Here is a 14,682-nt window from a genome sequence, read left to right on the forward strand (position 1 = left end):
GCTCGGCGCCGCCCCGCACGCGGCTCGGACAGTTCAGGCGGTGACGGCGGCGCGCAATGCGGCCGCGGCCCGATGCAACGCGGCCGCGATGCCCGGTTCGAAGGTCGCGTGCGCGGCATCCTCGGCGATCTCCAGCTTTGCGCCCGGCCACCGGCGCTGCAACGCGAAGGCCTGTTCGGGCAGACACACCATGTCGTAGCGGCCGTGCACGATGTGGCACGGCAAGTGGGCAATCCGCTCGATGCTGTCGAGCAGCGGCTCCGGCGGCAGCACCTCGGCCATGTAGTGCCGTTCGAGCAAGGCCATGGCGACCGCGCGTTTCTCGCTCGCGGCGATCTCGGCCTGGCTCGGCTCGGAGGACGGCTCGGATTCCTGTGCGGATTGCTGCGCGGCTTCCGGCCTCTTCGCCGCCGACGCGTCGGTGGGCGCGCGACGCACCATCGACAGCGTGGCCTCGAAGCGGTTCCACGCCACGGCGAGTGCAACGCCGGCCCGGTCGCGTGCGGCCAACGGCGCACCGGTCAGTGCGATCGCCTCTGCCGCGCTCTGCGGACGGCGACCGGCGGCTTTTTCGATCGCATCCAGAAAGGCGGCGTGTGCGTCCGGGAACACGCGGCGCACATCCCAGAGGAACCAGTCCAGATCCTCGCGCCGTGCCAGGAACACGCCGCGCAACAGGAAGCCGGTGCACCGCTCCGGATGGGCCAGGCCGTAGGCCAGCGCCAGCGTCGTGCCCCATGAGCCGCCGAACAAGGCCCAGCGGTCGATGCCAAGATGCGCGCGCAGGCGTTCGATGTCGTCGACCAGATGCGCGGTCGTGTTGTAGGCGGTGCTGCCAAACGGTTCGGAGCGACCGCAGCCGCGCTGATCGAAATAGATCTTGCGCCAGTCGGGCAGGAATTCGCCCCAGCGCAGGTTCAGCGCGCCGCCAGGACCGCCGTGCACGATCAGCACGGCCGGCGCGGCGGGGTCGCCTTCGGCGCGCCAGTAGATGGCATGACCATCACCGACGTCGAGCATGCCGTCGCTGTAGGCGACGGTTTCGGGAGAAGCGGACATAAGGGCTCAGGAAAAAGCGGCGCGGGGCGAGCGCCTCGAACCGGCATTATCGCCGAGGCCGCTTCAGCCGGCGCGCCCGGCAGGCACCGCCGGTGGGCGCAGCGCGGCCTTCGGCGCCGGAGCGGGTGCCGGCGCCGGTGTCGCCGACGCGCTCGCCGCGAGCGGCTGCACGTGGAGATCGGGAGCCACGCCCAACAGATGCAGTGCGCCCGCGGCAATGTCCGAGAACACCGGCGCGGCGACGGCTCCGCCGTAGTAGCCGCCCTTGGTCGGATCGTCGATGGTGACCGCCACGACGATGCGCGGATTGCTCAGCGGCGCGATGCCGATGAAGTTGGACAGATACCGCGCGGCGCCGTAACGGCCACCGACCAGCTTGCGGGTGGTGCCGGACTTGCCGCCGACGCGATAACCCTCGACCGCGCTGGCCTTCGCGGCGGCCAGTTCCAGCATGTCGCGCACCGCGCGCGCCGTCTCGGGACGCACGACGTGCTGAGGCACGCCGGGTTGTCCGCTCAGCAGCGAGACCGGCCGCATCGCGCCGTCCCCCGCGAACACCGTGTAGGCCTGCGCCATCTGCAGCAGCGACACCGACAGCCCGTAGCCGTAGGACATCGTCGCGTGTTCGATCGGCTTCCAGCGCGCGGCCGGACGCACCCACCCGGCGGCCGTGCCAGGGAACGCCACGCTGGGCGCATGGCCCAGCCCGAAGCGCTGGAACGACAGCCACATCTCTTGCGACGGCACGCGGTGCATGATCTGCACCATGCCGACGTTGCTCGACTTCTTCAACACGTCCGCGACGCTCAGGCTGGTGGAGCGCGACACGTCCTTGACCGTGTAGCCGCCGCCGAGCTTCATGCTGCCGCCGAGCGTGTCGACCACCGTGCCGGGCCTGACCATGCCCCGGTCCAGCGCCAGCGCGACGTTGAGCGGCTTGATCGTCGAACCCGGTTCGAACAGGTCGGTGACCACGCGGTTGCGCAGCTGCTCGCCGCGCAGCTTGCTGCGCTGGTTCGGTTCGTACGAAGGCCAGTTGGCCAGCGCAAGGATTTCGCCGGTGCGCGCGTCGAGGACCACCGCGCCGCCCGCCTTCGCGCCATGCCGTTCGACCGCCGCGCGTAACTCGCTGTATGCCAGATGCTGCAGCCGGCTGTCGATGGTCAGCTGCACCGCTGCGCCATCGCGCGGACTGCGCAGCAGCCCACGGTCCTCCACGACGCGGCCGAGACGATCGCGGATCACCAGGCGCTGGCCGTTCTGCGCCAGCAACTGCTGGTTCAGCGCTAGCTCGATGCCTTCCTGCCCCTGCCCTTCCAGCCCGGTGAAGCCGACGACATGCGCCGCCGATTCGCCCATCGGATAGACACGCTGCCACTCCGGCTGGCGGTAGATGCCCGGAATCTTCAGCGCCGCGATCTCTTCGCCACGCTCGTATGGGAGCTGCCGGGCGAGGAATACGAAGGAACGGGCCGGATCCAGCCGCGCGGCCAGATCCGCTGGCGACATGCCCAGCAACCCGGCAAGACGCGCGCGCGTCTCGGCGGGCAGATCGGACGGCACCTCGGTCGGATCGGCAAAGATGCCGGCCGCCCGCTGGCTCATCGCCAGCAAGCGGTTGTCACGGTCGACGATGCGGCCGCGTGCCGCCGGCACCTCGATCGTGCGCTGCACGCGCTTGCGGCCCTGCTCGCTGTAGAACTGGTTGTTGCCGACCTGCACCCAGAAGGCGCGCGCGCCCAGCGACGCGAACAGTACAGTCACCACGAAGACGACCACGCGGGACCGCCACGGCGGCAGGCCGCCGCGATCGATGGCGCTCGACGAGAAGGAAATGCCGCGCTGCCCGTGAAGGCCGAATTTCATGATCGAAGGAGTCCTTTTCATGGGGCCAGCGCCCGACCACTCGTGACGGTCGGCGATGCCCCGCACCATGCGCCGGATGACGGCGATGCGACGTCTGCCACGGCCGTGTCCTCGCCGGCGCTGCCTTGCCGGTCGACCGTGGTTCATCGCGATCCATTGCGAACCATCGTGATCGAGCGCAGCGGCGGCGCGGCACCTATTAGGCATCACGACGTCACTGCCGTACCGGCACGATCCGCCTTCCGAGGCGTCGCTGCCGCCGGATGGCGGCGATGACGCCGGGTGCGATGCCAAGGCAAACGTGGTTCGCGTCCGCGCAGCATCTCACATTATAACGATTACTTTCAGAAAGCTTTCACAAACATTCACATTGGCTGGGCGCCACCACCACGTGGAAACGCCCGATGGGACCGCCTCGCGCCGCTCCGATTCCCAGCGCGCTCGCAATCCAGCGACACCGCTTCGCCGCATGACGCTCGTCACCGCCCGCCGACGTCGCATGGCTCGTCCCACGCGAAGCGCCAGCCGTTCGCGGCCCGGATCGGGCCGGCAGGCGATCGTTGCATGACAGCTGTGCGACGGTTGCGTGACGGGTGCGCCACGGTTGCGCGCGCCGGTTCGGCTCCGACGGCGCACGGCACGATACCTGCTGCACCGCCAGTCTTAGGTCCGGTTGAGCGGGCCGTTACTGAAAGAGGACAGCATGGCGAAGAAACTGGACGGCCAGGTTGCGCTGGTCACCGGCGCCAGTTCGGGCATCGGCGCCGCGGTCGCCGAAGCGCTCGGCGCGGCCGGTGCCGCAGTGGCGGTCAACTATCATTCCGACGAAGCGGGCGCCGACCGCACCGTGGCGGCAATCGCCGCGGCGGGCGGACGTGCGTTCGCCTGCCAGGCGGACGTTGGCGACCCCGAGGCCGTACAGAACCTGTTTGCGAAGACGATCGAGCATTTCGAAGCGGTCGACATCGTGGTTGCCAATTCCGGCATACAGAAAGATGCCGCCTTCGTCGAGATGCGCCTCGACGACTGGCGCAAGGTGCTGGAAACCAACCTCACGGGCCAGTTCCTCACCGCACAGGCGGCGGCACGCACGTTTCTGCGGCAGGGACAGCGCGATGTGTCGCGCGCGCTGGGCAAGATCATCTGCATGAGTTCGGTGCACGAAGTGATTCCGTGGGCCGGTCATGCGAACTACGCGGCGAGCAAGGGCGGCCTCGGCATGCTGATGCGCACGCTGGCGCAGGAACTGTCCGAGCAGCGCATCCGGATCAACTCCATCGCGCCGGGCGCAATCCGCACGCCGATCAACCGCGACGCCTGGGAGACGGAGGAAGCACGCGAGCGCCTGCTGCGCTTGATCCCGTATGGCCGCATCGGCGAGCCCAGCGACATCGGCAATGCCGCGGTATGGCTGGCGTCCGACGACAGCGACTACGTGGTGGGCACGACGCTGTTCGTCGACGGCGGCATGTGCCTTTACCCGGGATTCCGAGACAATGGCTGAAGACAAACGGGGCGGCGCGGGCCGCTCGCCCGCGGCGCACGGCATCATCGGCAACCTGCGCACCTGTGCGCTGGTGACCCATGAAGCCACGCTCGACTTCCTGTGCTTTCCGCGCTTCGACTCCCCGACCGTGCTCGCCGGCCTGCTCGACGCGCAGCACGGCGGTCAATGGACGTTGGCGCCGGTTGGCTACGAAACGATGCAGGTCAAGCAGTTGTATTTGCCGGACACCAATGTGCTCGTCACCCGCTTTCTGAGCGAGGACCGGGTCGGCGAGGTGACCGACCTGATGCCGCTGACCAGCAGTGCCGAGGACGACCGCAACCGCGTGGTACGAACCGTCAAGACCGTGCGCGGCCGGATCGAGTGGCAGTGCGAATGCGCGCCACGCTTCGACTACGCGCGCCAGGCGCACGTGGCGGAACAGGTGGACGACAACGAAGTCCAGCTGCGTCCCGAAGGGGACGCGTTGCCGATGCGTCTGCGCGCCACCGTACCGTTGACTGTCAGCACCGATGGCACGGTCGGCGCGCGCTTCACGCTCGACAAGGAGCAACTCGCCAGCTTCGTGTTCGCCGCCGCCGACGAGGAGATCGAATCGCTCGATGGCGGGGTGTGCCAGGCCTGTGTCGACGACACCGTCGCCTATTGGCAGCGCTGGCTCGAGAAATCCGCTTACCGCGGCCGCTATCGCGAGATCGTCTCGCGCTCCGCGCTCGTGCTCAAACTGCTGACCTCGCGGGATCACGGTGCGATCATCGCGTCCCCGACCTTCGGTCTGCCGGAAACGCTGGAGGGTGAGCGCCGCTGGGACTATCGCTTTGTGTGGGTCCGCGATGCCGCCTTCACGCTGTACGCATTGCTGCGGCTTGGCTATACCGACGAGGCCGCCCACTTCATGCAGTGGATGGGCGACCGCACACGGCACTGCGACTACGACGGTCAGCTCAACCTGGTGTACACGCTGGACGGCGAGACGCCTCCCGGCGAAACGGAACTGGCTTCGCTGAGCGACCAGCACGCGGCGTCGCCGGTGCTGGTCGGCAACGAGGCGTCGAAGCAGTTGCAACTGGACATCTACGGCGCACTGCTCGATGCGGTGTATCTGTACAACAAGTACGGCACCGCGTCGTCCTACGACAGTTGGCAGCACATCGTGCGAACTGTCGACTATGTCGTCGCGCACTGGAACGAGCCGGACCACGGCATCTGGGAGTCGCGCGACGGCAAGGCGCACTTGCTGCATTCACGCGTGATGTGCTGGGTGACCATCGACCGCGCGCTGCGCCTGGCCGGCAAGCGCTCGCTGCCGGCGCCGATCGCCGATTGGGAAGCGGCGCGCGGCGCGATTCAGCGCGACGTGTTCGACAACTTCTGGAACGAGGAACTGGGCGCCTTCACGCAGACGCGTGGCGGCGACACACTCGATGCGTCGGCACTGCAAATGCCGCTGGTGCGCTTCGTCGCGCCGAAGGATCCGCGCTGGCTGTCGACGCTCGACGCGATCGGACGCGAGTTGTTCGACGATCCACTGGTTTACCGCTATCAGTCGAACGACGGGCTGGACGGCCATGAAGGCAGCTTCATGGCCTGCGGCTTCTGGTATGTCGAGGCGCTGGCGCGCGCCGGCCAGATCGAGAAGGCCCGCCTCACGTTCGAGAAGCTGCTCGGCTACGCGAATCACCTCCACCTGTTTTCCGAGGAGATTTCGCCGGGAGGCATTCCGCTCGGCAACTTCCCGCAAGCGCTCACTCACCTGGCGCTGATCAGCGCGGCCTACCGGCTGGACCGTATCCTGGATGGCGCGCAGCGGCCCTGGGAGGACTGAGCCGCATCGCGCGGTTCTACGCGTCAGGCAGTGTCGGCGGCTCGAGTGGCCCCGGGCGGCGCGGCGGCCCGACGGCGCTCGCCGCGTCGGTCGGTCCCCCCGTAGGTCGGCCGCCGCCGTTCAGGCCACCGGCGGAGCGCGGCGGGGCCAGCGCAGGCGGCCGCTGGTCAGGGCGGTGCCCAGCAGGATCACCGCGCAGGCGGCCAGCATGGCCACCGTGATCGGTTCGTCAAGGAACAGGCGGCCCCAGATCATGCCGAAGATCGGGACCACGAACGTCACCGACGCGGCGAACGGCGCGCCGGCCTGCGCGAGCAGTCGGAAATAGAGGATGTAGCCGAAGCCGGTGCACAGCGCGCCCAGCAGCAGCGCGGCGCCCCATGCCGGCAGCGACGGTGTGGCGGCAGGCCACGCGAACGGCAGCAGGGGCAGCAGCATCACGGTCGCGAAGAACATGCAGCCGAACGTCACCACCTTGGCGTCGACGCCGCGCAGGCGACGGGCCGCCACGTTGGCGGCCACCCCGTAGCAGAGCGTCGCGCCGAGCGGCAGTAGATAGGCCCACGGACTCGCTGCCGCCTGTCCCTCGGGGCGTCCGGCGACGAGGGCCGCGACGCCGACCAGTCCGATCGCCATCCCCGCTCCCTGCGCGCGCGTGACCGGTGCCTTCAGCCAGAGCCACGCGACCAGGGCGGTGAACATCGGCGTGGTGGCGTTCAGGATCGATTCGGTGCCGGCGCCAAGCTGCAACGCGCCGTAGGCGAACAGCAGGAACGGCAGCGCGGAGTTGGTCAGGCCGACCAGCGCGAGCGGTCCGAGATGCCGGATGAACTGCTGGCGCAGCGCGGGGCGCGCCATGACCGGCAACAACAGCGCCGCGGCAACGCCGACCCGCAGGCAAATCAGGGCGATCGGACCGAATGCGGACGCGCCGACTTTCAGAAACAGGAAGGACGCGCCCCAAATGGACGCGAGGAACAACAGTTCGAGCAGAGGCATGATGAAGGACGCCGGTCGGGCCGAACGCCCGTGTGCCGCATCCTAACAGGCCGATCCGTCAGCAGCCAGCCGCGCCGGCGCCCGCCTGCTCCGCTCAGACCGCCTCAGCAAGACGATAGCCGGCCGCTCGGGACGCCTGGCGCTGGCCAGCCTGGGCCGGCAACCAATCCCGCGGCGGCAGGAAGTCGGTGAGCAGCGCGGCTTCGGGCGTGCCCGGCTCCGGCGCCCAGTCGTAGCGCCAGGTGCACGTCGGCGGCAGCGACATCAGGATCGATTCGGTTCGTCCGCCGCTGCGCAGGCCGAACGCGGTGCCGCGGTCGATCACCAGGTTGAATTCCGCGTAGCGGCCGCGCCGATAGCTTTGGAAATCGCGTTCCCGCTCGCCATACGGCGTGTCGCGCCGGCGCTCGATGACCGGCATGTATGCCGCGAGGAAGGCGTCGCCGACCGCGCGCAGCATCGCGAAACTGCCTTCGAAGCCGAGTTCCGAGAAATCGTCGAAGAACACCCCGCCCACACCCCGTGCCTCGTTGCGGTGCGGCAGGAAGAAGTATTCGTCGCACCAGAGCTTGAACGCCGGATACAGCGTGTCGCCGAACGGCGCGAGCGCGTCGTGGCACACCTGATGGAAGTGCCGCGCATCCTCTTCGAAGCCGTAGTAGGGCGTCAGGTCCATGCCGCCGCCGAACCAGAACACCGGCGCATCGTCGGTGCCCGGCTGCGGCCAGGCCACGAACAGGCGCACGTTCATGTGCGTGGTCGGGCAATACGGATTGCGCGGGTGCAGGACCATCGACACGCCCAGCGCGTCGAACGGCCGGCCCGCCAGGTTCGCGCGTCCGGCGGTGCCGGCCAGCGGCATCGCGTCGCCGCGCACATGCGAGAAATTGCAGCCGCCGCGCTCGAAGAAGCCGCCTTCCTCGATCACGCAGCTCAGTCCCGCGCCGTTGACCGCGCCTTCCGGCTTGCGCCAGGCATCGCGCAGAAACGGCTTGCCGTCGAAAGCGCCGAGCGCGTCGACGATGCGCCGTTGCAGGTCGGTCAGATAGGTTTCGACCGCGGAGAGATCGAGCGCGTCGCGGGACATGATGGTTCCTGTGTCTTCGTGGGTGACGAGACATAGGCTAATGCCGGCCCGCTTGCGCGAGTTTGATCCAGATCAGCGGCCCGCGCGATCGCCCGCGCCGCTCACGCGTCGAACAGGCGGTTCGCGATCGCGTAGCGGATCAGCGCCGCGTCGTTCTCGACGCCGAGTTTCTCGGCCAACCGGGTCTTGTACGTGCTGACCGTCTTCGGGCTGAGGAACAGCGTGCCGGCGATGGACGACACCGTCTCGCCAGCCACCAGGCGACGGTAGACCTCCATCTCGCGGTCCGACAACGCCTCGTGCGGGGCGGCGTCGCCGGCGCGCTGCAGCGCCTCGGCCAGCGCCGAGGCGATCGTCTGACTGACGAAAGTCTGGCCGCCGGCCACGCGCCGCACCGCGTCGACCAGCTCGGCGGCCGCGCTCTCCTTGGTCAGGTAACCGGCCGCGCCGGCCTTGAACGCCCGGACCGCGTACTGCTGCTCCGCATGCATGGTCAGCACGAGAATGCGCAGCGCCGGCCGCTCGCGCCGCACCTGCTTGATCAGTTCGATGCCACTCTTGCCCGGCATCGACAGGTCGAGCAGCAGGATGTCGGCGGCCGCGCCGCTGTCGCTGCGCACCAGCCGGATCACCGCGTCGCCGTCGGCGGCCTCGCCGATCAACTCGAAATCCTGGCCGCGCCGGAGGATGTGGGCGAGCCCTTCGCGCACCAGCGCGTGATCGTCGGCAATCAGGATGCGGATCATCGCTGCACCTCCGCCTGCGGCAGGCGCGCCAGGATCTGGAAGCCACCGTCCGCCGGATGGCTGAAGGCCACCTCGCCGCCCAGCAGCCGCACCCGTTCGCGAATGCCGAGCAGCCCGAAATGCGCGATGCGGCCCTCCTGGTTCATGCCATTCTCCAGCGCGCGCAGGGCCTCGGGCGCGACGCCGTGTCCGTCGTCGCGCAGGCACAGCTGCCATTGCCCGTCCACGGCGGCCAGGGCGATCGCCACGCGGCTCGCACCGGCATGGCGGGCGATGTTGTTCAGGCCTTCCTGCACGATCCGGAACACCGCCGTCGCGGTGGCCGGCGGGCAATCCAGGTCTTCGTCGGCATCGAGCGTCACGTCGAGCGCGTAGCGGCGCTCGAAGTCGTGCACCAACCATTCGAGCGCGGCGCTCAGGCCGAGGTCGTCGAGCATGATCGGCCGCAGATCTGCGGAAATGCGCCGCAGCGACGCGACGGTGGCGTCGATCAGGCGTTGCATCGCAGCGGTCTGTTCGAGCAGCGTGGCGCGGTCCGCATTGGCCTGGATGTCGGCCTCGTGCAGCGACAGGTCCATCTTCAGCGCGGTGAGGCGCTGGCCGAGGTCGTCGTGAAGCTCGCGGGCGATCCGTTGCTTCTCTTCCTCGCGCGCGGACTGCAGGCTGCCCGAAAGCTGCTGCAGCGCGTTGCGCGAGGCGCGCAGTTCGGCCTCGCCACGCATCCGCTCGGTAATGTCGCGCAGCATCACGGTGTACAGCTTCGCGTCGCCCTCGCCCAGTTGCGAGATCGACGCCTCGATCGGGAATTCCTCGCCGTCGGCGCGCAGCGCGCGCAGCGGCAACTGCTTGCCCATCGAACGCTCGGTGACGCCGGTCTGGCCGAAGCCCGCCACCTGCCCGCGGTGCGCCGCGCGATAGCGCGCCGGGATGAAGCGGTCCAGCGGCTCGCCCACCGCCTCGGCGGCGGTGCAGCGGAACAGTTTCTCCGCCATCGGATTGAAGATCACGATGGTCTGCGTCGCGTCGATGGTGATGATCGCTTCCATCGCGGAACGGATGATGCCGGCCAGCCTGGCCTGGTCCAGATGCAGTCGTTGCGGCTCGCTGCCCGCGCCCATGTGTCGGTTCCCTTGTTGAGCCGCGGCCGAAGGCGCGGCCGCGACGAAAGCAGTAAGTGCTGAAACGGGGAAGGATACCAGCCACCGGTTTGACCGTTATCAAGATGCACAGGACAGGCAGCGACTATCTTGGCCCGACATGGAGAACGAGATGGATATCGATCGCACGCTGCTGGCCCGTGGTCAGGGCGCCGGCCCGGGCGGCGGGCGACCGGTGCAACCGGCTTACCCGCTGTATCCGCGCACCGAATGGTTCGTCGAGGCGTTCGACGCTGCCACGCTGGACGCGGTCCTGGCCGCGCGCGCCGTCACGGGCCTCGCGCACCTTGCGCTGGCCGTGACGGTTCCCGCCGAGGCCGGACGACGCGGCTGGGGCGACTGGCCGGACTGGCTGGGCCGCGAGGCGGCGCTGGTGCGTGCCCGCGTGGGCGCGGTGCGGATCGAAGCGCTGCATCTCGACATTGCCGGCGCGGTCGACGGCGCTGGCCTGGCGGCGCTGCTCCAGGCCCTGCGCGCGCAGTTCGGGCTGTCTGGACAGCAGCTGGAGCAAAGCGGGCGCGGCATTTCGGTGAGCCTGCCCGCGCGGCACGCGACGCCCCGAGCCCTGGCCGCGCTCGCCGACCAGCACGCGACGCGTCTCGACCTGGACGGCGGCGCCGGCGGCGAGCTGGCGAGCGAGCTGGCCCGCAATACGCCGGGCGCGGCCAGCGCCGAACACCAGACGCGACTGGCGCGCGTGATCGGCGGGGCGCGCCGCAACGGTATCACGTCGATCGGCGCGCGCCACCGTTTTGCGATCGCCGGCGAGACCTTCGGCGCGGCCAGTGCCCGCCTGAGCGCGCTGCTCGAGGCCCGTCCGACCCGCATCGCGCTCGACGCGTCGGTGGACGACACCCTGCCGGTCGACGGCGTGTACGCCGAGGCGCTGGCCCGCGCGGTCGAAATGCTGGCCGACGCCGGCTACGAGGCGCTGACCTGCGGCGTCTTCGCCAACGCGGACGAGCCGCTGGCGCGCGCGCGGCTGCGCGGCCGGCTCAGCCAACGTCCGTTCGGACTGACGGCGCTGCCGCCCGGCGACACGCTGGCGCTCGGGCCGGGCGCAACGGCGGCGACGGGCATCGCGTGCTGGCGCAATCACCGTTCTCCCACCCGCTACCGCACGGCGTTGGCCGCCGGCCGTCTGCCGGTCTCGCGTGGCGTGCTGTGCACGCCCGAAGATGCACTGCGCCGTACCGCCATCCAAAGCCTGTGCACGCACTTCCTGCTCGACCTCGAGGACCTGGAAACAGTGCACGGCGTCGATGCCCAGGCGGCACTGCAGGCCGAACTGGCCGAATGCGAGATTCTGGTCGCGGCGGGGCTGATGCATCGGGACGGCAAGCTGTACGAATTGACCCAGACCGGACGTTTGCTGGCCAGCGCGGTCGCAGCGGTGTTCGACGCCTACCGCCGGCGAGCGCTGGCGCGCGCGCCACGCGTCGCGCGGCTCTGACGCGGCCGGTGCCGGCCAGCCGCCGGTGCCATGTAGGAATTCCCTGACGCGAGCGGCGTCGCGCCTACACGCGTCCGTCGTAGGCGCCGATGGCGGCGGCTGGCCGGCAGGCGCAGACTTCGTTTCGTCGCATCGCACACCGGCAACGGAGCGATGCGGGACGAAACGAACCCGAACTGCCGCGGCGACCGCGGTCCGAGCCGGCCCCATGCCCAATACGACCCTGCGACTGTTCGTCGCCGAAGACTCGCCGCTGATCCGTCAGCGGTTGCGCGCCCTGCTGGGCTCGGTCGAGGGGCTGACCTTCGTCGGCGAAGCCGATACCAGCGCCGGTGCGGTGGCAGGCATTGCCGAAAGCCGCGCCGACGTCGCGATCGTCGACCTGGGCCTGCGCGAGGGCAACGGGCTGGCCGTGCTGCGCGGCATGCAGGGCGGACCGGCGGTGGCGATCGTGCTGAGCAATCACGTCAGCGCGCCGATTCGCCGCCAGTGCCTGGCCGCGGGGGCGGCCTACGTGTTCGACAAGTCCAACGAATTCACGCTGCTGCCCGCGACGCTGCGGGCACTCGCCGATGCACGCGGCACCGCCGCACACTGACCGTAACAGCGACCATGCGCCAAGCCACCTCCTCCCACGCTCCGTCCCAGATCCGTGTCATCTCGCCTGCCACGGCGACCGACACCGCCTGCCGCCCGGCACGATCGGGCGTCGGCTGCTCGAAGTGCGCCATGCGTGCGGTCTGCATGCCGGACGGCCTGAGCGCGGAGGAATTGAGCCGGCTCGACGAGATCATCTGCCTGTCGCGCCGCGTGAGCCGCGGCGAGGCGCTGTATCGCAGCGGCGACACGTTTTCGAACCTGTACGCGGTGCGCGCCGGGTCGTTCAAGACCGTGGTCACCCACGACGATGGCCGCGAACAGGTCACCGGCTTCGCGATCGCGGGCGAGCCGCTGGGCCTCGACGGGATCAGCGACGAAAGTCACGGCTGCGACGCGATCGCGTTGGAGGACAGCATCGTCTGCGTGATCCCGTTCCACCTGCTAGAGATGCTGTGCCGCGAGAGCCGTGCGGTGCAACGCCACGTGCATCGCATGATGAGCAGCGAGATCGTGCGCGAGTCCGCGCTGATGATGCTGCTCGGCAACATGCGCGCCGACGAGCGCGTCGCGACTTTCCTGCTCGGCCTGTCGAAGCGGCTGGAAGCACGTGGCTATTCGGCAAGCGAGTTCAACCTGCGCATGACGCGCGACGAACTCGGCAGCTATCTCGGCATGAAGCTCGAGACGGTCAGCCGCACGTTCTCGAAATTGCAGCGGCAGGCACTGATCAGCACCCAGGGCAAGAGCGTGCGCCTGCTCGACACCGACGGCCTGCGTCGCGTCTGAGTCGATCATGACGGCAGTGCGCGCGCGCGCCGCCGGGCTCCTGCTCCGCCGGGGCCGGCGCGAACTTGCCGCACCCATCGCGCAGCACTCGCACGGCGGCGGCGCCAAGTACACCTCAGCATTCGGCCAGCAGACGCACGCCGGCGGGTCCTCGCCCGGTCGCGCTCGGCGCCTCGGCCTTCACGCCAGCCGCTTCGACGGCCGGCCTCTCCTTCCGGACATCATTCGATGCACACCCCCTCGCCTCTTTCGTCCCCGTTCAAGCCGCTGACGATTCGCGGTCGCATGCTTCTGCCCGTCGTCCAGGGCGGCATGGGCATCGGCATCTCGGCGCACCGACTGGCCGGTACCGTGGCGCGCGAAGGCGCGATGGGCACCATCGCCAGCATCGACCTGCGGCACCATCACCCGGACCTGCTCGCGCAGAGCAAGGGGGTCCACGACCAGGCCACGCTCGATGCGCTGAACCTGGTTGCCCTCGACCGCGAGATCCGCGCGGCGCGCACGCTGGCCGAAGGCCGCGGCATGATCGCGGTCAACGTGATGAAGGCGGTGACCTCGCACGCGGCCTATGTGCGGCAGGCCTGCGAGAGCGGCGCCGACGCCATTGTGATGGGCGCCGGCCTGCCGCTCGATCTGCCGGAGCTGACCGCCGGACACGACATCGCGTTGATCCCGATCCTGTCCGACGCACGCGGCATCGCGATCGTGCTCAAACGCTGGCTGCGCAAGAACCGTCTTCCCGACGCGATCGTCATCGAGCACCCGGGCCATGCCGGCGGCCACCTCGGCGCGGCCGACACCGAAGCCTGCCATGACGCGCGCTTCGACTTTCCGCGCGTGCTGGCCGACACGCGCGCGCTGTTCGCCGACCTCGGCATCGCGGACGGCGCAATCCCGCTGATCGTCGCGGGCGGCGTGAACAGCCACGACCAGGTGCGCGCCTGCATGGTGGCGGGCGCGGACGGCGTGCAGCTCGGCACGCCCTTCGCGGTGACCGCCGAAGGCGACGCGCATCCCGAATTCAAGCGCATCCTCGCCGATGCGGCGCCGGAAGACATCACCACCTTCGTCAGCGTCACCGGTCTGCCGGCCCGCGCGGTCAAGACGCCGTGGCTGGAGAAATACCTGCGCAACGAGAATCGTCTGCGCAGCAAGCTGGCGGGCCGCACACGCGCCTGCTCGACCGGGCTGAACTGCATCAGCACCTGCGGCCTTCGCGACGGCGTCGAACGCTTCGGCCAGTTCTGCATCGATCTGCATCTTGCCGCGGCGCTGCACGGCGATCGGGCCAAGGGCCTGTTCTTCCGCGGCGCCGAAGCGCTGCCGTTCGGCAACACGATTCGTTCGGTGCGCGAACTACTCGATCTGCTGCTCAACGATCGCCGCCCGGCGGTGCTGCCCGCCGCTGGCTGAGTGCCAGCCAAGGACGGCCGGTAGCAGCGCCGTGCGCGCGCTGATGACATGTCATATTGCATGGCGGACGAGCGGTTGCGGGCGTCGCAGCGACGCGACGCCCGGTCACAAAGCGGTCAGACATTGATTCGCATCAAGACCGCGATTCGCACGATGCCTAGACTTTCCCTGTCGTCACACG

The 14,682-nt window shown here is 69.3% G+C and carries 11 protein-coding genes and 1 pseudogene; 6 read left to right on the top strand and 6 right to left on the bottom strand.

Translation table 11 applies throughout. The features are described 5' to 3' along the window. Positions 1 to 33: 33 nt before the first annotated feature. Together BLU54_RS09890 and BLU54_RS09895 are read right to left on the bottom strand one after the other, a co-directional pair. Complete coding sequence (locus BLU54_RS09890) at positions 34 to 1,059, bottom strand: alpha/beta fold hydrolase (RefSeq protein ID WP_091907586.1); 1,026 nt, start codon at positions 1,057 to 1,059, stop codon at positions 34 to 36. A 63-nt stretch (positions 1,060 to 1,122) separates the two neighbouring features. Further along, positions 1,123 to 2,925, bottom strand: coding sequence for a peptidoglycan D,D-transpeptidase FtsI family protein (locus BLU54_RS09895; RefSeq protein WP_091907588.1), 1,803 nt, complete (start codon positions 2,923 to 2,925; stop codon positions 1,123 to 1,125). Positions 2,926 to 3,628: 703 nt separating this feature from the next. On the opposite strand from BLU54_RS09895, the gene BLU54_RS09900 reads away from it, so the two are divergent. Both BLU54_RS09900 and BLU54_RS09905 read left to right on the top strand, forming a co-directional pair. Then, positions 3,629 to 4,429: a glucose 1-dehydrogenase gene (locus BLU54_RS09900; protein ID WP_091907590.1), complete on the top strand. Its 801-nt coding sequence runs from the start codon at positions 3,629 to 3,631 to the stop codon at positions 4,427 to 4,429. Further along, positions 4,422 to 6,257: a glycoside hydrolase family 15 protein gene (locus tag BLU54_RS09905; RefSeq protein ID WP_091907592.1), complete on the top strand. Its 1,836-nt coding sequence runs from the start codon at positions 4,422 to 4,424 to the stop codon at positions 6,255 to 6,257. Before BLU54_RS09900 ends, BLU54_RS09905 begins: the two co-directional genes overlap by 8 nt. A gap of 120 nt (positions 6,258 to 6,377) precedes the next feature. Here BLU54_RS09905 and BLU54_RS09910 read toward each other — a convergent pair whose 3' ends face one another. From BLU54_RS09910 to BLU54_RS09925, 4 genes and pseudogenes are all read right to left on the bottom strand, one after another. Further along, positions 6,378 to 7,256 carry a DMT family transporter gene (locus tag BLU54_RS09910; RefSeq protein ID WP_091907594.1) on the bottom strand — a complete coding sequence of 293 codons (879 nt, stop codon included), beginning with the start codon at positions 7,254 to 7,256 and terminating at the stop codon, positions 6,378 to 6,380. A gap of 163 nt (positions 7,257 to 7,419) precedes the next feature. After that, positions 7,420 to 8,343, bottom strand: a pseudogene (gene hemF, locus BLU54_RS09915) (oxygen-dependent coproporphyrinogen oxidase); the annotation flags it as partial. Between the two features lie 101 nt (positions 8,344 to 8,444). Then, positions 8,445 to 9,089, bottom strand: a complete 645-nt coding sequence (locus BLU54_RS09920; protein WP_091907598.1) for a response regulator — start codon at positions 9,087 to 9,089, stop codon at positions 8,445 to 8,447. Next, complete coding sequence (locus tag BLU54_RS09925) at positions 9,086 to 10,207, bottom strand: PAS domain-containing sensor histidine kinase (RefSeq protein WP_091907600.1); 1,122 nt, start codon at positions 10,205 to 10,207, stop codon at positions 9,086 to 9,088. The genes BLU54_RS09920 and BLU54_RS09925 overlap by 4 nt, the downstream gene beginning before the upstream one ends. A gap of 151 nt (positions 10,208 to 10,358) precedes the next feature. On the opposite strand from BLU54_RS09925, the gene BLU54_RS09930 reads away from it, so the two are divergent. From BLU54_RS09930 to BLU54_RS09945, 4 genes are all read left to right on the top strand, one after another. Further along, positions 10,359 to 11,699 (top strand): oxygen-independent coproporphyrinogen III oxidase, encoded by a 1,341-nt coding sequence (locus tag BLU54_RS09930; RefSeq protein WP_139169616.1) that lies wholly within the window; start codon positions 10,359 to 10,361, stop codon positions 11,697 to 11,699. Positions 11,700 to 11,907: 208 nt separating this feature from the next. Continuing rightward, positions 11,908 to 12,297, top strand: a complete 390-nt coding sequence (locus BLU54_RS09935) for a response regulator (RefSeq protein WP_091907604.1) — start codon at positions 11,908 to 11,910, stop codon at positions 12,295 to 12,297. 14 nt (positions 12,298 to 12,311) lie between these two features. After that, positions 12,312 to 13,085, top strand: coding sequence for a helix-turn-helix domain-containing protein (locus tag BLU54_RS09940; RefSeq protein WP_091907606.1), 774 nt, complete (start codon positions 12,312 to 12,314; stop codon positions 13,083 to 13,085). A 228-nt stretch (positions 13,086 to 13,313) separates the two neighbouring features. Then, a complete protein-coding gene (locus tag BLU54_RS09945; protein WP_091907608.1) occupies positions 13,314 to 14,501 on the top strand; it encodes an NAD(P)H-dependent flavin oxidoreductase in 1,188 nt (395 codons plus the stop codon). Positions 14,502 to 14,682: the final 181 nt, after the last annotated feature.

Source organism: Chitinasiproducens palmae (assembly GCF_900095735.1).
GTDB lineage: Bacteria > Pseudomonadota > Gammaproteobacteria > Burkholderiales > Burkholderiaceae > Chitinasiproducens > Chitinasiproducens palmae.